This window comes from Halorubrum sp. Ea1, from assembly GCF_002252965.1.
GTDB lineage: Archaea > Halobacteriota > Halobacteria > Halobacteriales > Haloferacaceae > Halorubrum.
The window spans coordinates 26,417-44,854 of the sequence record NZ_NHPG01000013.1 but is presented as its reverse complement, the minus strand read 5'-3'; the positions used below and the strand labels follow the sequence as shown (position 1 = coordinate 44,854).

Genomic DNA, 18,438 nt, shown 5'->3' with positions numbered 1-18,438 from the left:
TTATTCGGCAGCACAGTTGTTGGGACCCAGCTCCAGTTCAGCTAACTCGTCGGTAGGAACCGACTCTCGACCGACGTTCGTTCGCTTGACACGCTCGAAGTTCGGGGGATGGTCCGGGATATCCGACGCGAGTTCTTCGACGAACTCGTCGCGGTCGCGGCCGAGGTCCGTGTTCCGTTCTTTGACCTCAGCGAGGGTCGCAGTCACCGGCGGTTCAGGCGAGCCGGGATCGTGTGCAGGCAGCACAACCGCATCGTCTGGCCTGTTCAGCAGCCGCTGAAGGCTCTCGTAAAGCGTCGCAGCGTTCTGTTCGACGTCGGCGTCTTCGATACCGGCTTCGACGCCGAGTTCGACACGCCCGACGCTCTCGTGGAAGAGCGTATCGCCCGTGATCAACGCCGCACCGTCGATATCGAACGAGACGCTCCCTTCGCTGTGTCCCGGTGTGTGAATGACCGCGATATCGAGACTGCCGGCCGTGACAGTTTGTCCATCTTCAACCGGCGTCGCATCGATGGCAAGCGCATCCTTCGGGTGGAGATAGTACGGGACGCCGTGACGATCTGCGAGTTCCGCGGCACCCGAGACGTGGTCCGCGTGTGCGTGGGTGTCGAAGACACCGATGAGGTCGGCGTCGTACTCGTCCAGAATCACGTCGTATTCGTCGAGATAGTGTGACGGGTCGAACACTACGGCTTCGCCGTTAGAGATGAGGACGTGTGAGAGGCAGCCTTTCCCCGGGCGTGCAACCTGAATGAGCGTGCCATCGAGATCGACCGGAACCGTCGCCTGCCGGTGTACGCGGCTCCAACCGTTCAGTCCGTCCGTGAGCGTCACCGCGTCGTAGTCCAGTTCTCGGAGCACTTGCGTCGCGGTCTCCGAGACGACACCTGCGGCACAGACGGTAACAATCTCCTCTTCACGGGGGAGGTCCGATAGGTGTTCTTTGGCTTGTTCAGGGTTGTCGGTTAATTCGTCGTAGACATCGACGTTGACACTACCCGGAATATGCCACTCCTCGAAGTCTTCTCGATGGCGAATATCGAGGACGAGTGGCTTGCCGTCGCCATGTCGCAACTGCTCGCTGAGTTTTTCCGGCGAGATATCTTGCATCGGTGTTTGTAGATAGGATTATATTCGCATATGAGTACTGCCGGACATGACCGGCACTGTTAATCGTAACCCGTTCAAAATACGTAGTATGAGCTTGTACGAGGCCTCGATTCGCGTTAAACACGAGTGTCCGTACCGGGAGATCTCGGAACGACATCCGGACTTGACCATCCGTGAGTGGCCGCTGAGCGACTGCCAAGTGCTGGAGATCACGTCAGAGACGACCCCGACCGACGGGCTGCGTGACGATATCGACCACCTCGGAACCGTTCTACACGAATCGAAAGATGACGACGGGTATCACGTTGTCACACAGTCGTGTCTCTGTTCACTCGAACGGTCCATCATCGACCGCTTCGAGAAACACAACTGTCTGTATCAGTCGCCGACGATCTACCGCCAAGGCTGGGAACACTACACCGTAGTAGCATTCGACGGTGAAGACGTCCGGGAGTTACTCGGTGATCTGAGATCCGACAGAGAGATCGAACTGCTCTCGAAGACCTCGATTTCGGAGACGCAGATCCCCCACAGCATGCTGGCTCCGGCGAGTGAACTGTTCGAGGACCTCACTGCCCGACAGCTTGCGGCACTCCAGTTAGCACTGGAAAGTGGGTACTACGAGCAACCGCGGGGGACCTCGCTTCGAGATCTGGCCGATCAGACGGCCGTCGCTCGTTCGACGTACGAAGAACACCTCCGGAAAGCGGAGAACAAACTCCTCACGAACGCGGGACAGTTCCTACGACTGGTTACCGCGACATCCACCGACGACCCGCTACAAGTAGAGAAGACCCGACGAACCGAACGAACCGCCGACTAATCTGTCATCAGTTCGCCAGGCAATAAGTTATTTATTCAATAGCAATCGCCCAATGAGATGAGCGACGTCCGGAGTTTCGTTCGATTCTGTGAGACCGAGTTTGGGACTGCGGTCATGGATCGAGAGGCCGCCTATATCAGACAGCACGTCACCGAAGATGACCGGATTCTGAACGTTGGATGCGGCATCGGGTCACTCGAAGAGCGCCTTTTAAACTACGAAATAATCGGTTTAGATCGCTCGGAGGATATGGTTCAAGCAGCCCGGGACCGAGTTGCTGCACCGATTGTTCTCGGTGATGCGACCGCACTTCCCATTGCAACGGCGTCGGTCGGTACTGTCGTCTTCGTTTCAACGCTCGAATTCATTCCCGAGGTCGATTCAGCGCTTGCCGAGGCGACCCGCGTCCTCGCTTCCGAGGGAGCCCTAGTTGCACTGGTGTTGAACACGCGCTCCGAGTACGTGCAATCGAACCTGCAGCGAGAGGGGTCCTATTTACCGCGGATGATCCACCGAGGTTCTGAGACGCTGACCCAAACGATATTGGAACACGTCGATGGCGAGCAGGGGTTCTTTTTGCGTATCTCCGACGAGGAAGTCTTCGAGAGCTCTGATCCGACGACTGCCGCCATCTCGGCGATAGTCGGGACCCCAACCGGCTGACCACAATATCCTTGTCTGGCCCCGCGAACACGAAAGACATGACCGACTCGCCCGGTTCAGGTTCTTCTCCGCTTTTCGACGCGAAAGAATTCGACGAACCGTCCGTTTTCACACCAGAAGCGCTGCTGGAGAACGCCCGACGGCAAAAAGACCTCCCGGAACGCTCCGTGCCCGATATCTGTCTCCTCGATCCGGACGGTGATATCGTGCGCCACCTGAAGGCCACCGGAGAAGCGGACAAAGTCGAAACGTGGCCCGGCTACCACACTGATCTCTATCGGTTCGAACGGAACGGTAAGGTGTTCGGTATCGTGGGATGCGCTGTTGGGGCATCGTTCGCCGTTCTCGTTGCGGAGCAACTGTTCGCCGCTGGCTGTCGATTTCTCGTTAGCGTAACCTCTTCGGGGCAGATTGTGCTGAAGGATGATCCACCGTACTTCGTTCTCATTGAGCGTGCGCTCCGCGACGAAGGAACGAGCCACCACTACCGTTCGACCAGCCGTTATGCGACTCTCGGTGACGAGCTCAGCGCTCCGGTCGAAGAAGCGTGCAAAACTGTGTCACGTCCTGTGTACACGGGAACGACGTGGACGACGGATGCGCCGTTTCGGGAAACGGAGACTGCGATTGAACGTGCTAGATCAGAAGGAGTTCTTGCCGTCGAAATGGAGGCAGCGGCGCTGTACACGTTCGCCGAGGTTCGAGAGTTGCCAGTCGTTTGCGTCGCTCATGTAACCAATCAGATGGGACAGACCGAGGACGATTTCGAGAAGGGGGAAGCAGCTGGAAGTCAAGATGCGTTAGAGGTGATTGATGCAGCCGCTGCCGCCTGGCAGTCTCTCAATTGAGTAGAAATTCATCAGACGGAGAGGCGGTTACTGACACGAAGTTAGTGGAGCAGCACTGTACGTTGATACGTGTGTTCCCTGTACTGAGCGACTGTTGGTGAAAAACAATCGGCTGCTGAGTATTTCAACAGAGCGGTCGCAGTTCTTCGCCTCCCAGTCGAGAAAACCCCAGCAAGAACGCGAGACCCTGTCGGGAATTGCTAACTTTCCTGTACGAGGAGGAAGTAGCCAAAACGATGCGGGTTCGTGGCCGGCCGTTCTCGTTCTGGCCCCTGTTACGGAGAATCAAGGAGAAAGCCTCGCGCTTCAGCGCGCGGATGAATCCGACAATTCTCTACAGTAACCAGGAACTTCTGGTCGGGTGGTTCAAGTGAGTGATTCTCGTACTACTCGGTAGCCGAGGCGGTCTACCCGCCCATCTAATCGGACAATATCGGGATGGCCCGAACCCACACAGAAAGCACCCTTTCTGTTGTGGATTTCAGGGTGCAGTAAGAAGTACCTCTGAATCCCAAGTCGGGATAGGAGTAACGGTTGATTGACACAGCCAGTAGCCGTCACCGAGACAGCTACAAACAGTAAACACCCCAACCCAGCGGTACGGTGCCGTGGGAATCTTCGCCCTTCAGGGCGGAGAGGATGTCAAGGGCTGAGAATACATCGGGTCCGAACTGATATGCGAAGACGCGTCGACGCCCGCCGCGATCCGATGTCCGCCAGACCGTCTCAGCGCTCCCCGTCCTCACTCCAGCGCCGCCCGAATCGTGTCGGCTCCCGTGACGCCGACGAACCGCTCGATCTCCTCGCCGTCGCGGTAGACCGCGACCGTGGGGATCGACCGGACGCCCGCCTCCGCGGCGAGTCCGTTGTGTTCGTCGGTGTCGACGCCGAGGATCGGCGCGTCGATCATGCCGGACAGCTCCTCGAGGATGGGCGTCTGCTGTTTACACGGACCGCACCAGTCCGCGAAGTAGTCGACGACGACTTGATCGTTCTCTGCGACCGCCTCATGGAACGACTCCGCGCTCTCCACGTCGACAATACCGTCTGTCTTCGCACCGCCGCCGGAAGCCGCGTCAGATGACATATCGGATCGGAGGGCCTACGCCTTCATATCGCTTCCCGAACCACGAGGTAAACGGGTTACCATCGGCTCACCGGCGAAGAGTCGAACATGATCATACCGAATGGTAACGCAAGTACATTATCGCCTCGGTCTTATCAACGCACCAATCGTTCACCGACCATGCCAGTCGAGTCGAACGCGCCGTCGGTACCGAGTGACAAGGACGCGATTCTCAGCGCGCCGCGCGACGACGGTGCGAACGTCCTCTTGACCGCGAACAGATACGACGATCCTCAGCGCGACCGTCACGGCGCAATTATCGAGGAGACGTCGGCGTTTCGGTCAGACATCGAGTTATTCTACGATCTCCACACACTCGCGTGGAACGCCGACGAGGAACACACGCTGGACGCCCGCGACGACGCCGTTGAGAGCGACGTCTCGTACGCGTCGAGCGAGGTCCCGGAGATAACCCTCGAGAACCGCTTCGACGAGGACGGATCGACCGGGACCCTCACGCAGCGCGTCGTCGCGAGCGTGGACACTTGCGGCCTGCTGATCGAGACAGACGTGGCGTTCGAGACGGTCGCGGAGCGGACCTTCTACACCGTCGCCGACCTCGGAATCCACGGCCACGACCACGAGGACCCCAACGCGGTTCAGGAGGCGTTCGTCACTGAGCGCGACGGCGCGGAGCTAGTGGTCGCGACCGACGGCGACCGGTGGGTGGCGATAGCACAGGACCGCGACGGGGACCGCGAGTTCGACGGGCGCCGGATCGGCCACACCGGCGTCGCGGAGGGCCCGGACCGGAGCGCGTGGGCGGATATCTACGAGAGGAACCACGGATTCATCGACGACACCGACCGGGCCGAGGGGAACCTCGACGTGGGCGTCGGGCTGTACGTCGGCGAGACCGACGCTGCGTCGTGGCTCACTGGGGTGGGATTCGGGTACGGCGAGGAGGCGGCGGTCGAGCACGCGCTCCGGCTCCTCGACCGCGGTTACGAGTCGGAGCGGGAGTCGTTCGCGGCGGCGTGGGAAGACTGGCACGAGACGGTCTCGGACGGGCCGACAGACGACCCCGATGTCAACGACCTGTACGAGCGATCGCTGACGGCGATGAAGTGCGCGCAGGACGGCTGCTGTGGCGTCATCGCCGGCGCGTTCAAGCCGAGCGATATGACGTACAAGTTCATCTGGCCCCGCGATCAGGTTATCATCACGCAGGCGCTGGTCGCGGCCGGGGCCGAACGCGAGGCGCGACTCGCGCTCCGGTGGTTCGACGAGAACCAGATCACCGGCGACGTCGTCGACGACCGCGGCATCGACCGGCACGGGACGTGGTGGCAGAACTACTTCGTCACCGGCGAGGCCCACTGGCGGGCGCTCCAACTCGACCAAATCGGTGGGCCGATATACGCCCACTGGCTCGTTTGGCGGGAGACGGGCGACGACGACCTCCTCGACGAGCACTACGACATGTCCCGGCGCGCCGCCGAGTTCCTCCTCTCGTACGACAACGGCTACGGCTTCCCGGAGAAACACCAGGACCCGTGGGAGGAGATCTGGGGCCACAGCACCGAGGGCACCGCCGCGGCGATCGCCGGACTGCGCTCGATGGGGGAGCTCGCCGACGCGCACGGGGACGAGGCGTTCGCCGAGGAGTGCCGTGAGCGGGCGGCGGTGTGGGCGGATAGCTTCGAGAAGTACTGTTTCAAGTCCACGCCGTACGGCGACGCCCTCGTCACGGCGGACAGCCCGGAGACACCGGCCGATCCGCCGGCCGACGCCCGGCCGGACGCGGCGTCGTTCATGGCCGTCTGGCCGTGGAACGTCGCCGACGCCGAGAGCGACGCCGTCACAGCGACCCTCGACGCCGCCGCCGACGAGGCGTGGGTCGCCGGCGACTCGCCCTGTCTCGGGCGGTACCCCGGCGACCGCTACACGCCCACGGGGACCGTCGAAGACGGCGGCTGGCCGCTCTGCGAGGCGTACGCCGACGTCGCAAGGCGGCTCGGCGGGAGCGGCTCGGACGCCGTCGCGGACCACGTGTTCGAGGACGTCCACGAGTGGACGACGACGGCCGGGCTCCTCCCGGAGCGCGTCGACGGAGGCGGTCGGGTCCGCTGGAACTCGAACCTCCAGTGGAGCCAGGCGACGTACCTGCTACTCGTCGAACACCACGTCCGCGACGAGGCGTTCGGGCTCGCGCCAGACGGCGGGACCGACTGACCGGCGTGCGGGAAGGCTCTCCGGCGACGCCCGCCGCGACGAAGAAGTCGTGTCGATCGGCGAACCACCTGGAAACTGCGCGACCGGCGGGAGTAGACAAGGGTTAACACGACCGGTCCGAACCGTACCGAACGATGTCAGACTCCAGTCCGATTCCGACGGAGAGTGAGGGCCGGTGAAGGTCGCGGTGTACGGGGCGGGCGGCGTCGGCGCGTACTTCGGCGGTCGTCTCGCTCGGGCCGGCGCCGACGTCCACCTCATCGCGCGAGGCGACCATCTCGACGCGCTCCGCCGCAACGGCCTTCGCGTCGAAAGCGTCGACGGGGACTTCTCGGCGGATCTCCCCGCGACCGACGACCCGGCCGACGTCGGCCGCTGCGACGTCGTGCTGTTCACGGTCAAATCATTCGACACCGAGGCGGCGGCCCGTGAGCTTGGGCCACTTCTCGGTGACGACACCGCCGTCGTCTCGCTGCAGAACGGCCTCGACAACGAGGAGACGCTCGCCGCCGAGATCGGCCGGGAGCACGTCATGGGCGGTGTCGCCTACATCTTCTCGACGATCGCGGAGCCGGGCGTCGTCGAACACACCGGCGGTCCGACTAGCTTCACCTTCGGCGAACTGGACGGCGCGCACAGCGACCGGGCCGAGCGGTTCTTGGAGCGGTGCGACCGCGCCGACGGAATGGAGGCCGAGCTGTCCGACGCCATACGGACCGATCTCTGGGAGAAGGCCGCGTTCATCTGCGCCCAGGCCGGGATGACCGCGGCGGTGCGCCTCCCGCTCGGCGAGATACGGAGCCACGAGGAATCCCGGGAGATGTACCGACGGATCGTTCAGGAGGCGTGTCGGGTCGGCCGGGCCGCCGGGATCGAGCTCCCGGAAGGGACCGTCGACCGGTGGATGGAGTTCGCCGAGGGCCTCGGCGCGGACTCGTACTCGTCGCTCCACTACGACATGACGCACGACAAGCCGATGGAGCTCGAAGCCCTCCACGGCGCGGTCGTCCGGCGGGGTCGAGAGCACGGCGTCGCCGTCCCGATGAACGAGGCCGTCTACGCGGTTCTGCAACCGTGGGCGCAGCGAAACCAGTCGAGCAAATCCGACGACTCCTGACTGCTGTGAAAACTGCGCTACTCTGACACAACCGCGTTGAGCGCGGCCGACCGCCAGCGGTCGACCGCCCGCGCGACGACGTCGTCGCTCGATCCGACGGCGGAGTACTGGTAGACGTGCCCGCCCGCATCGAGTAGGCGACGGTTCCGCGTCACCAGTCCCGCCTCTCGGAGCCGGTTCAGCGACCGGTTCACGTTGCTACGGTCGCGGTCGAGGTCGTCGGCGAGCTCCCGGGTGGTGGATCCCGGCGACTCGGCGACCGCGTCGTACGTCCGGACGTCGTGGCCGCCGAGCCCGAACACGGTGCGGAGCACCTCCTCGCGGGAGGGCTCCTCCACTGCGAGCCCGTCGTCCCGGTCCGACCGGCCACCGGTCCCGCGCGTCGCGAGAGCGTCTGCGGTCGCGCTGCCGCCGCGGTCGGAGCGACTACTCATCGGCGACCTCCTCCCCGCCGGGGCGACCCGGGAGACGCGGGCCGGCCGGCTCCCGCGGACGGTCGACTACATCGCCGGCGAGATGCTCGCGACCCCACCTGAGCATCGGATCGAGGACCGACTCTAGTTCCCGCCCGCGGCGGGTCAGGGTGTACCGGACCCGGACCGGCTTCTCGCTGACGACCTCTCGGTCGACGAGTCCCTCTGATTCGAGCGTCGAGAGGCTGTCCGAGAGCATCTTGTTCGACACGTCGTCGATCGCCGCCCCGAGCTCGCTGAACGTGTGCGGCTCCCCGTTCAGCAGTTGGGTGAGGATGACCGGATGCCACTTGTGACCCAAGACGTCGGCGACCTCGATGAGGAGGCGCTGCGTGCGCTCGTGTGAGCCGTCGAGACGGGATATCGGGATCGGTTCGGTGCTCATGGTTCTGGGGTCACTCCCCAGTAGTATGGTCACCCACGCTACGTGTCTCGGTGGAGGGGTACCGAGACACATAGGGTCCCGGGTCACTCCGTCACTCTCGCTCGTCGTCGACGAACGACGAGACGAGGGTGTGCTCCGCCGCGCGCAGGTGCTGGTGCAGCGTCGCCGAGGCGATACCGAGGCTCTCGGCAACCTCTTCGGCCGTGTGCCTACGGGGCCAGTCGTAGTATCCCTCCTCGTAGGCCGTCTCCAGTACCGACCGCTGCCTGTCGGTGAGGCCCGCCGCGCCGTCTATCGGGACCGGGAGGTCCGCCCTGCGGGTCGGGGTCTGGCGCTTGGCGACCAGTTCGACGCCGTCCCAGTGCTCCGAGAGCGTGTCGAGTACGCGCGTAACGTCCTCGTCGCTCGGGACCTCGGCCATCAGTCTCGTGTCGCCGTCGCTCGCGTGTAACGACACCAGACTGAACCCGGCCTCGGCAAGCAGCCCCGGTGGGGCGCCCGCCACCGTGATCTCGACGACGCACGTCGCGCCGCGACGCTCGACGAGGCGACACTCTCGGACCGCGGGGTAGTCGTCGAGAAACGCGCGGATCTCGGCGAAGTCGCCGTGGGTGATCCGCGTCTCGTAGGCGTGGGCGTCGCCCGCGTCGGTGACGCTCCCGAGGTGATCACACCGGCAGTCGAACGCCGCTGAGAGATCCCCAAGCGGGCTTTCGAAGGAGAACTCCAGTTCGACGGAGTCGCTCTCGATCAGCGTGTTCCGGCGCCGGTCGGCGATGATCGCGAACCCGAGCGTCTCACCGAGCAGTTCGAGGCCGCTCTGCGTCGCCTCGGCGAACCCGCTCTCTTCGGCCCCGGCCACGGCGAGCACGCCGAAGCGTTGGCGGCCGCAGGCGACGGGGACCGCCGCGGCGATGGACTCGTCGTCCGCGACCGACTCGGCTTCGTCACGGCTCTCGGACTCGAAGCGTCGGCGCTCGACGACCGCGGTGTCAGCGTCGTGTGCCTTCCGGACCAGTCGGCGCGCGAACGGCGACGTGAGGAACGACTCCTCGTCGGTCTCGCTGAACGAGCCCGTCGCGACCGCACTGGAGTCGATCGTCACGGCGTCGGCGTCGTCTCTCGTCTCCACGGTCGCGATCCACGCCGCCTCGTACAGCGACGAGCCGGCGAGTTCGTCACAGACCGACTGCCTGACCGCCGCACCGCTGGTCGCTCGCAGGACCGAGCGAATGACCTCGGTGACGAGGGTGTTGAATCGGTCCGCCGCCGCCAACTCCTCGCGGCGGCGCTCCAGTTCGCTCCGCCGGGTCCGGAGTCGTTCCTCGCGCTCCGCACGGGTGAACGCCGAACGAACGACGCCGGCGAACAGCTCGATCAGCCGGACGTCGACCGCGGTCAGCGGCTCCTCGCGGTCAAAGGCACTGAGGACGCCGAACTCGCCGAGCGGCACGTGGACTTCGGCCCGACACGGGTCGTCCGTGTACGCCTCGTCGGTCGGCGACTCGTTCCGGACGGTCTCCCCGCTCCGGTACGCCGCGCCGGCGTTCGACGATTTGAGGTCGTACGCGAGCGCCGACTCGACGAGCTCCGCGGCCGCGTCCGACGTGACCGTCCGAACCAGCTCGTTGGCGCCGGCGTCGTACAGCCTGACGCAGGCGATTTCGTGGCCGAGGATATCGACGACGGTCCGGATCGCGATCCGGCTCACGTCGTCGCGGTCGGTCGCGGCGAGGAGGTCGCGGCTCGCCTCCGTCAACCCCGTGAGCCGGCGTTCCCGGCGACGCTCCTCGCTCACGTCGCGAGCGACGCAGACGAACTCGCCGTCCTCCAGTCCAGTCACCGACGCTCGGACGGGCACGTCGTCGCCGTCTTGCCGCGGAACTGTTAATTCTCCCCGCCACTCGCCCGACTCGAGGACTGCGGGTCGGCAGTCGAGTTCGAATCGGTCCGGATTCGCGTACAGCCCGCCCCACGTCGCGCCAACCATAGCGTCCGGGTCGTCGTACCCGAACAGCGAGGCGTACGCCGCGTTCGCGTGGACGACCGCGCCCTCGCCGTCGAGCACGGCGATCCCGTCGTCGGCCGCGGCCATCGCCGCCGACCGGCGGCGTAGCTCCCGCTCGCGCTTCGTACGCGCCGACGCGTCCCGCAGGATCGCGAGTATCCGGTCGTCTCCATCGAACCGGACGGTCGTCGCGGTGACGTCGACGGGGACGACTTCGCCGTCCCGCGTGTGACACGACAGCTCCGCGGTGAACCCGCTTCCGCTGTCACGGACGCGTTCGACGAACTCCTCGAACACCTCGTAGTCGTGCGGATGGATGTCCGGCGGTCCGAGTGCGAGGAGACGCTCCCGATCGTATCCGAGCAGTTCGCAGGCCCGGTCGTTACAGCGGAGGATGCGGTTCGCCTCGGCGTCGATGACGAGGACCGCGTCTGGGGTGTGCTCGAACAGGCGCTCGAAGACGGTGGCTTCGTCGCCCGACGTGGTACCGGATTCGGAGGTCCTCGTCATGGCGTCGGAGCGCGCCGGGACGCGAGGCGTGAGTGGATCATTCGAACGTCTCTCGTCTGATTCGTTCGGTGCGCTCGCTTAAGAAACCAGCCGCACGAGAGAGTCGCCGCTCCGATGGGACGGGGGACCTGCCCCTCGTCCACAACGGGGTCGGTCCGGCCTCACGACATCGTGAGCAGTTCGTATCCGTCGTCGACGAGGGCCGCGACGTCCGGTCCGTGTTCTTCTCCAGCCGTTCCGAGAAGAGGAATGCCCTCCGTTCGACAGCCCGACGTCGCATTGAACGCGGCCGCGCAGAACGCGCAGGCGGCGACCTCGATATCGCCGGCCACCGCCCGGTCGAGGTTGTCGCGAAGCGGGTGGTCGGCTCGGGTCGCCAGTTCGCCCGGCCATCGGGTCGCCCGGCCGTCGAGGTACACCCGCACGTCGTGGCCGTCGTCGGCGAGCCGGAGCGCGTACTCTACCCCGTTAAGCGCGCTCCCGGTCCTGTCGGGACCGGCACTGAGCAACACCGCGTACTTTCCCATACGGCCCCGCAGGTGCAGTCAATATAAACGCTATCGGGGGACTCAGTTACCTCGTTACGACCCAGTTACCGGCGAGGAGAGGGCCGGAGACCGAGACATACCGCCCCAACCAGCGCGGCGTCAGTCGTCGGCCGCCGACGGCGCGTCACTGCGTTGCCCCTCGGCCGACGGTATGTCGCCCCGGTCACGGGTCCGGAACGTCGCGAGCGACTCGCGGAGGCGGGTCGTCCGATCCGCTAGGCCCTCCACCTTCTCGGAGACGCGGTCCGAGGAGCCGGCCTGCTCCTCGGCGGCGGCCGCGACCGACGAGGCGTTCGTCGAGGTCCGCTGGCTGATCTCGGCGACGTCGTCCACCGACGTCGTCACGTCGTTGACCGCACGGGCTTGCTCGTCCATCGCGTCGGAGATCTCCTTGACCCCGTCGTCCGCCTCGGTGATTCGGTCGTCGATGTCGGCGAGCGCGGCTTCCGCCGCCTCCACAGTGTCGACGCCGGCGTCGATCCGCTCCCGGATCGCCGCCATCTCCGTCACGCTCTCGTCGGTCCGCTCTTCGAGCTCCGCGATGAGCGACTCGACCTCCGCGGCGGCCTCGCTCGTCTCCTCTGCGAGGCTCTTCACCTCCTCCGCGACGACGCCGAACCCGGGGCCCGCCTCGCCGGCCCGCGCCGCCTCGATCGAGGCGTTCAACGCCAGCAGGTTCGTTTGGTCGGCGATCTCCGTGATCGTATCGACGATGACGCCGATGCGCTCCATCCCGTCTTCGAGCTGGCTGACGGCCTCCGTCGCGGAGCGGGAGCGGTCCTCGACGGCGTGGAGTTCCTCGACGGCGCGCCGCGTCGCCGACCGACCCTCGTCGCTGAGTTCGGTCGCCCGGTCCGACGTCGCCGCGACCTGTTCGGCCGAAACGGCGACTTCCTCGGTCGTCGAGGACATCGTCTCCATCTCGCCGGCGATCTCGACGAGCCGATCGTTCTGCTTCTCCGCGCCGGCGGATATCTCGTCAATCGACCCGCTCGTCTCGCGGGCGGCCGCGGCGACCTCCTCCGCGCTCGTCGTCATCGCGTCGCTCGCGTCCGCCACTTCGCCGGCGAAGCGGCGCACGTCGGAGACGGTGGTCTCGAGCTCCGACAGCGCCTCGTTGAACGCGTCCGCGATCTCGCGGAGCGCCTCCGGGTCGTCGCGTTCGACCGAGAGCCGGGCGGTCAGGTCGCCGTCCGCGGCCTCTCCCATCGTCCCCGCGAAGGCCTCGGCGCGGGTTTCCAGGGCGTCGGCGAACCGCTCCGTCTCGCGTTTCGCCTCGCGGGCGCGCTCGCGCTCCGCTTCCACGTCCTCGATCCGGGATCTGAGCGCGGTTCGCATCGCGCCGAACGACTCGTAGAGCCGGCCGATCTCGTCGTCCGTCTTCGGTTCGAGGTCGACGTCGAGGTCGCCGTGTTCAAGCGCCTCCGCCCGTCGACCGAGTTCGTCGAGTTCGCGGATCGTCGGGCGGGCGAGTCCCACCCCGACGGCTCCGAGACCGACGACGGCGACGGCGATGATCAGGAGGATGTTCCGGGTTACGGCCGCGTGCGCGGCCGGGTCGACGACCCCGGCCGTCTGCCGGATCGTAAACAGGCCCGTCACAGCGATCGCGGCGATGACGAAGGCGATCGAGAGGCCGAACTTGACGAGTCGGTTCTGTTCCACCACGGCGGGGACGAGTCTGCTTCGAACCGCTCCGCGGCGGCTTTGATCCGACGTCACGCACCCCACCTCCACCGACGGTCAAGCGGGACGCAACCTGTGATCTGTCGCGAGTCCATGTGGGTGGCTGTGACGGTCTTCGATTTAATTCGTCGGTGCCGGTTATCAATCACGGGTCTCACGCGTAACGCGGACGTAACGGGATTTCTTGCGGCTCACGTAGGCGTTTGTCTCGCGAGCCGTTACTTCCGTCTGCCCGAGTCGAACGCCCTCGCGACGGGGGTTTATTCGTCGCGGCCGACGAGCGGGGATCGCATGATCGTGTTACACGCAGTCTTCCCGCTGGACCCGGACAAGCGCGCCGAGGCGCTCGAACTGATCGCCGACCTCGCAGAGCAGTCCCGCGCCGAGCCGGGCGTGATCGACTACCGACCGGCGACGGACGTGGACGATCCGAACGTCGTCCGGTTCTTCGAACGGTACGAGGACGAGGCCGCGTTCGAGGCGCACTCGGAGACGGACCACTTCCGAGAGTTCGAGGCGGCGCTGCCAGACCTGCTCGCCGGCGAGCCGGAGGTCACACGGTTCGAGGTCGACTCGGCGACCGAGATGGAACTGTGAGGCGAGCGTAGCCGGTTACTCGTCGCCGGACGAATTATCGACCCGTCGCCTCATCCGTTCGATCGTTCAGCTCGTTCGCCTGACTGATCGCGTCGATCACGTCTCGAGCGATGTCGTCGAGGTTGTCCGCGTACGCCTGCGTCGTCTCGGTCACTTGGTCGACGTTCTCCGACGTCCGAACCGCGCTGTCGGCGATCCCGTCGAGGTCGTCAACCGCGTCCGTGATCGACGCCGCCGCGGTGTCGGTACGCGTGTCGACCGTTTCGATCTGATCTATCGTCTCGTCTGCGGTCGATCGCACCTCCTCAACGGTCGCCTCGATCTCCGTCGCGCGCTCCTGTGCCTGTTCGGCCAAGTCCTTGACCTCGTCCGCCACGACAGCGAAGCCGGAGCCCGCCTCACCCACGCGAGCGGCCTCGATCGAGGCGTTCAACGCGAGCATGTTCGTCTGGTCGGCGATCTCGTTCAACATCCCGACGATGTCGTCGATCTCGGTGACCGTCTCGCGGAGGGTCTCCAACTTCTCTTCGGCCGCGGCGGCCGCGACCTTCGCTTCGTCGACATCGGCGTTCGCCTCCCGAGCCGATCCACGTGCCGTCTCCGCCAGCGAAGCCGTGTCAGAACTGGACGCGTTCGCCTCCGCGGCGCCGCGAGACAGCGACTCGATCGCGTCGCTCGACTCGCTCAACTCCGTCCCGATCTCCGAGAGGAGCTTCGCGTGCTCGGCCGTGAGCGTCGAGAGCGGGGTCTTCCCGTCTCGATCCGCCGCCCTGTCCGATCCTCCACTTCCGTTGTGATCGCGTGATTGTCGACTCATGAGTATGCGTCCGCCGAGGCGGTTGGCGTACACTTCCGCGGGGGCTATTTAATCGTGGTCCGCACATTATCAGATACGATGTCAGACCACGATCACGACGACGGCGATATCCACGCCTGTGACTGCGGCGCGACGTTCGACACGCTCGACCAGCTGAAAGATCACGCCAAAGAGAATCACCCCGACGCGTACGAGGAGAACTTCGGGGACGAAGCGTAGAGCTGGACCAACGGATCGAGCCATGAGCGGAGACGCTACCTGTCCGACCTGCGGTCGAGAAACGGAGAGCAGGCTCGCGATCATCGAGCCATCGGAGCTGAAAGATGAGCGCGAGTACTGTCTCACCTGCGAGACGTTCGTCGACGACGACGCTCGGAAGCCGGAATAAATCCAGTGTTCGCGATGCCGTGGTACCACGGGGAGTCGCGACACCCGGGACGAGCCGAACCGTCGCCTCGAGAGGGGCACCGGCGATCGGCCGGCGCGAGTGACTCCCGCCCGTCGGGCCTGTGAAATATTATCTCACCCGAGGACGAACCTGCTTCAGAGTGACGGAAAACAGGCTTTCCGCCGCGGGGAGTGATATGCCGTCGTGCGGCCCGATCGACCGAATGAGACACTGGAATTTCAGACGAGGACAGCCGATACATGGGTAACGAACCGACGGGGGGTAGAGACGTCGAAGCGAGCGAAAACGGTGGCGGCCGGTCGTCCGTCGAGGAGCGGTACCGAAAGGTATTCGAGCACAACAACGACGCCGTCATGATCGTCGACTTCGGGACCGAGTCGTTCGTCGACGTCAACCCGAGGGCGTGCGAGCTGCTGCGATACTCCCGCGAAGAGCTCCTGTCGATGGACCCCGAAGCCATCCACCCAGACGACATCGCTCGGGTTCGCGAGGAGTTTATTTCACAGGTCAAAACGGAAGGGACCGGCTTCACCGACGACCTGACGTGCCTGACGAAGGACGGAGACGAGGTCCCGACGGAGATATCCGGAGCGGCGCTGGAGCCGGCAGACGGGGGCGATGCCGCGGCGGACGCCGAACCGAAGCAGATGGTCGCGATGCTCCGGGACGTGTCTGATCGCGTCCGGAACCGCCGGCAATTAGAAGAGAAGGTCGAGCGGCTCGACCGGTTCGCCGGTATCGTCTCACACGACCTCCGAAATCCCCTCTCAGTGATTCAGGGGCACGCGGAGCTCGCCAGACAGACCGGCGGTTCGGAGCATTTCGACGCGATCGAGAACGCCGCCGATCGCATGGAAGAGATGCTGTCGGAACTCCTCCAGCTCACCCGGGAAGGCGACTTGATTCACGAGCGGACCGAAGTCGATCTGGCGGCGGTCGCGCAGACCGTCTGGGTCGACTGCGACATGGCGCCGGCGACGCTCGAGATCGAGTCCTCGACGACCCTTCGAGCGGACCGAGACCGATTCCACGAGCTTTTCGTAAACCTCTTCGAGAACGCCAGCGACCACGGCGGGTCGTCGGTGGCTGTTCGGGTCGGAACGCTCGACGGGTCGGACCGGAGTGGCTTCTACGTCGAAGACGACGGGGCGGGTGTCCCGGCGGACGAGAGGAACGACGTCTTCGAGTGGGGTCATACGACGACGGGAGACGGAACGGGGTTCGGGCTGGCGATCGTCGCCGAAATCGCGGAGGCCCACGGCTGGGAGATCGGAGTCGGAGCGTCAGCGAGCGGCGGAGCCCGGTTCGAAGTCAGCGGAATTGACCTCTGACGCGGGCTCGGACACCTCGACGCGGACGGACGCACCGCTGCCGCAAATGTCGTGAACTCGCGGCGAACGTGTCCCTTCCGTGACTGTCCGCGAGATATATGTCTCGTTAATGGGTATCTCTCGGTTACTCGAGAGAGCGGTCACGGGCGTCTGTGTATTCGAACTGGACCGGCGAGAGAGTTTTTTCAATACTAATTGATAGTTGAGACCGGTGCTCTCAATGCATATAGATCGTAGGCCGGGACAGAGCGACAGGGAGTCTTTTAGGCGAGTTTGACAGCTGTGCCGTAGGCGATCACTTCCGACGCGCCCTGGGTGACCTCCGACGTTTCCATGCGGACGTTCACGACGGCGTCCGCTCCCATCTCAAGTGCGTCCGCTTCCATCCGCTCGATGGCCTGATCTCGGGCATCGGCAAGCAACGTCGAGTAGGCCTTGAGTTCGCCGCCAGCGAGATTCCGAATCCCCTGAGTGATATCGCGTCCCACATTCCGTGCTCGGACAGTGTTGCCCCGGGCGATACCGAGCACCTCCACAATCTCGTGGCCAGGGACCGTCTCGGTCGTGACGGTGGCGACAAGTGACTGCTCTACATCTGTCAAAACGCCTTCTGAGGACATATCTACCGCTAAGAGGGGGGCAGAGATGATAAACCAGTAGTGACCCATGCGTTCACCTAGCGCGGCTACGGCCTCGATAGAGGCGGGCAGGTCGCTATGCGAACCAGTGGCCACGCAACTATATCGCGTCACCCGACGTGTCACTAGTATGAATACACGACCTCGCTCTGGTCGCGAACCCGCTGCCACTGGTAGCATGGAGTTTTCCGAGCAATCTGCTGGCTCGGTCGACGGCGGTATTCGACCTGCCAAGGTGTCTCGGTTCGGGGACCTCTACGACGACGCCATCAGCGTACTCCTCGATGTCCCCGTTACCGACCGGTGGATCGAGACCAGAACAGGCCGAACGCACGTCCTGACTGCTGGGGATGCAACTGCACCGCCGGTAGTGGTGTTCCAGGGCGGCAACGTCACGAATCCGGTGACCCTCGCGTGGGTTCAGGAACTTTCCAGCGAGTACTACCTCATCGCGCCGGATACGCCCGAACAGCCCGGCTGGAGCGACCCGCACGAACCCGACGAGTACGGTCCGTGGGTCGTCGACGTGCTCGATGACCTCGGAATCGATCGGGCAGCGATGATTGGGGTCTCTCACGGTGGGGGAGTTCTCTTGGAGGCGGCAGTTCACGCCCCTGACCGAATCGCTGCAGCCGTACTGGTCGCTCCCGCAGGGTTCGGTACTCCCCTCTCGTCGGCTCTCGCCCGAATCGTCGTTCTGTCGCTGGCGTATCGAGTCGTCCCACGACGAGGGCTATTGAGCCGTGCCCTGGCCCCGATGTTCAGCGATTCGATAGAAACTGTCGACGACGTCGTCATCGAGACTGTCGGGCAAGCACTCCGGACGGGCGATCTTCAGGCTTCATTCCCCGGTCCGGACGACCTGGCAGACCTGGCCGCGTTCGACACGCCGACCCTAGTCATCTTGAGCGAACGGGACCCGTTCTTCCCGGCGAGTCGAATTCGTCCACGTGTCGAGCAGACGTTACCAGCACTCGTCGAGTGTATCACCCTGGCTGGCGAACGGCACTTCCTCTCGCTCCCAGGCCAAGAACGTGTAACCGACCATATTCGGAGATTTCTGGATGAACGGTTTGGCCCTGACGAGGAGTGAGCTTCCCGCTCGAGATACCCATCTTGTCGTTGTCGGACGGCATGGATGGTGAAGACCGAGTATATAAAACACGGATGG

The 18,438-nt window shown here is 64.7% G+C and carries 19 protein-coding genes; 10 read left to right on the top strand and 9 right to left on the bottom strand.

The genetic code is table 11. The features are described from left to right. Positions 1-1,113 (bottom strand): MBL fold metallo-hydrolase, encoded by a 1,113-nt coding sequence (locus DJ73_RS01900; protein WP_094557142.1) that lies wholly within the window; start codon positions 1,111-1,113, stop codon positions 1-3. Between the two features lie 88 nt (positions 1,114-1,201). Here DJ73_RS01900 and DJ73_RS01895 point away from each other — a divergent pair, with 88 nt between their 5' ends. The 3 genes from DJ73_RS01895 to DJ73_RS01885 are packed head-to-tail and all read left to right on the top strand — an operon-like array spanning position 1,202 to position 3,447. Further along, on the top strand, positions 1,202-1,936 hold the full coding sequence (locus DJ73_RS01895; protein ID WP_094524485.1) for a helix-turn-helix domain-containing protein: 735 nt from the start codon (positions 1,202-1,204) through the stop codon (positions 1,934-1,936). A 57-nt stretch (positions 1,937-1,993) separates the two neighbouring features. Then, a complete protein-coding gene (locus tag DJ73_RS01890; protein WP_094557141.1) occupies positions 1,994-2,599 on the top strand; it encodes a class I SAM-dependent methyltransferase in 606 nt (201 codons plus the stop codon). Between the two features lie 38 nt (positions 2,600-2,637). Then, complete coding sequence (locus DJ73_RS01885) at positions 2,638-3,447, top strand: nucleoside phosphorylase (protein ID WP_094524483.1); 810 nt, start codon at positions 2,638-2,640, stop codon at positions 3,445-3,447. Between the two features lie 742 nt (positions 3,448-4,189). Here DJ73_RS01885 and DJ73_RS01880 read toward each other — a convergent pair. Then, a complete protein-coding gene (locus tag DJ73_RS01880; protein ID WP_241881461.1) occupies positions 4,190-4,534 on the bottom strand; it encodes a co-chaperone YbbN in 345 nt (114 codons plus the stop codon). 159 nt (positions 4,535-4,693) lie between these two features. On the opposite strand from DJ73_RS01880, the gene DJ73_RS01875 reads away from it, so the two are divergent. Both DJ73_RS01875 and DJ73_RS01870 read left to right on the top strand, forming a co-directional pair. Continuing rightward, complete coding sequence (locus DJ73_RS01875) at positions 4,694-6,748, top strand: glycoside hydrolase family 15 protein (protein WP_094557140.1); 2,055 nt, start codon at positions 4,694-4,696, stop codon at positions 6,746-6,748. 175 nt (positions 6,749-6,923) lie between these two features. Continuing rightward, positions 6,924-7,865 carry a 2-dehydropantoate 2-reductase gene (locus tag DJ73_RS01870; RefSeq protein ID WP_094557139.1) on the top strand — a complete coding sequence of 314 codons (942 nt, stop codon included), beginning with the start codon at positions 6,924-6,926 and terminating at the stop codon, positions 7,863-7,865. Positions 7,866-7,882: 17 nt separating this feature from the next. Here DJ73_RS01870 and DJ73_RS01865 read toward each other — a convergent pair whose 3' ends face one another. The 5 genes from DJ73_RS01865 to DJ73_RS01845 all read right to left on the bottom strand — a co-directional run bounded on the left by DJ73_RS01865 (position 7,883) and on the right by DJ73_RS01845 (position 13,454). Then, the gene (locus tag DJ73_RS01865) at positions 7,883-8,299 is read right to left on the bottom strand and encodes a helix-turn-helix domain-containing protein (RefSeq protein ID WP_094527525.1); all 417 of its coding nucleotides are present in this window, start codon (positions 8,297-8,299) and stop codon (positions 7,883-7,885) included. Next, the gene (locus DJ73_RS01860; protein ID WP_094524479.1) at positions 8,292-8,723 is read right to left on the bottom strand and encodes a helix-turn-helix domain-containing protein; all 432 of its coding nucleotides are present in this window, start codon (positions 8,721-8,723) and stop codon (positions 8,292-8,294) included. Before DJ73_RS01860 ends, DJ73_RS01865 begins: the two co-directional genes overlap by 8 nt. Positions 8,724-8,814: 91 nt before the next feature. Beyond that, positions 8,815-11,241 carry a PAS domain S-box protein gene (locus DJ73_RS01855; RefSeq protein ID WP_094557138.1) on the bottom strand — a complete coding sequence of 809 codons (2,427 nt, stop codon included), beginning with the start codon at positions 11,239-11,241 and terminating at the stop codon, positions 8,815-8,817. Between the two features lie 161 nt (positions 11,242-11,402). Continuing rightward, on the bottom strand, positions 11,403-11,768 hold the full coding sequence (locus DJ73_RS01850) for a DsrE family protein (RefSeq protein WP_094557137.1): 366 nt from the start codon (positions 11,766-11,768) through the stop codon (positions 11,403-11,405). 120 nt (positions 11,769-11,888) lie between these two features. After that, complete coding sequence (locus tag DJ73_RS01845) at positions 11,889-13,454, bottom strand: methyl-accepting chemotaxis protein (protein ID WP_254921562.1); 1,566 nt, start codon at positions 13,452-13,454, stop codon at positions 11,889-11,891. A gap of 312 nt (positions 13,455-13,766) precedes the next feature. Between DJ73_RS01845 and DJ73_RS01840 the strand changes: the two genes are divergently transcribed. Beyond that, a complete protein-coding gene (locus tag DJ73_RS01840; RefSeq protein ID WP_094557135.1) occupies positions 13,767-14,072 on the top strand; it encodes a putative quinol monooxygenase in 306 nt (101 codons plus the stop codon). A 34-nt stretch (positions 14,073-14,106) separates the two neighbouring features. Here the strand turns inward: DJ73_RS01840 and DJ73_RS01835 are convergent, their stop codons facing one another. Then, positions 14,107-14,889 (bottom strand): methyl-accepting chemotaxis protein, encoded by a 783-nt coding sequence (locus DJ73_RS01835; RefSeq protein ID WP_254921561.1) that lies wholly within the window; start codon positions 14,887-14,889, stop codon positions 14,107-14,109. A gap of 78 nt (positions 14,890-14,967) precedes the next feature. On the opposite strand from DJ73_RS01835, the gene DJ73_RS20045 reads away from it, so the two are divergent. From DJ73_RS20045 to DJ73_RS01830, 3 genes are all read left to right on the top strand, one after another. Beyond that, the gene (locus tag DJ73_RS20045) at positions 14,968-15,108 is read left to right on the top strand and encodes a hypothetical protein (RefSeq protein ID WP_158217296.1); all 141 of its coding nucleotides are present in this window, start codon (positions 14,968-14,970) and stop codon (positions 15,106-15,108) included. A gap of 22 nt (positions 15,109-15,130) precedes the next feature. Next, positions 15,131-15,277 (top strand): hypothetical protein, encoded by a 147-nt coding sequence (locus DJ73_RS20040; protein WP_158217295.1) that lies wholly within the window; start codon positions 15,131-15,133, stop codon positions 15,275-15,277. A 260-nt stretch (positions 15,278-15,537) separates the two neighbouring features. Continuing rightward, positions 15,538-16,629 carry a PAS domain-containing sensor histidine kinase gene (locus DJ73_RS01830; RefSeq protein WP_094557134.1) on the top strand — a complete coding sequence of 364 codons (1,092 nt, stop codon included), beginning with the start codon at positions 15,538-15,540 and terminating at the stop codon, positions 16,627-16,629. A gap of 263 nt (positions 16,630-16,892) precedes the next feature. Here DJ73_RS01830 and DJ73_RS01825 read toward each other — a convergent pair whose 3' ends face one another. Then, positions 16,893-17,249 (bottom strand): YbjQ family protein, encoded by a 357-nt coding sequence (locus DJ73_RS01825; RefSeq protein WP_094557133.1) that lies wholly within the window; start codon positions 17,247-17,249, stop codon positions 16,893-16,895. Positions 17,250-17,445: 196 nt separating this feature from the next. Between DJ73_RS01825 and DJ73_RS01820 the strand changes: the two genes are divergently transcribed. Beyond that, positions 17,446-18,360 carry an alpha/beta fold hydrolase gene (locus DJ73_RS01820; protein WP_176451054.1) on the top strand — a complete coding sequence of 305 codons (915 nt, stop codon included), beginning with the start codon at positions 17,446-17,448 and terminating at the stop codon, positions 18,358-18,360. Positions 18,361-18,438: the final 78 nt, after the last annotated feature.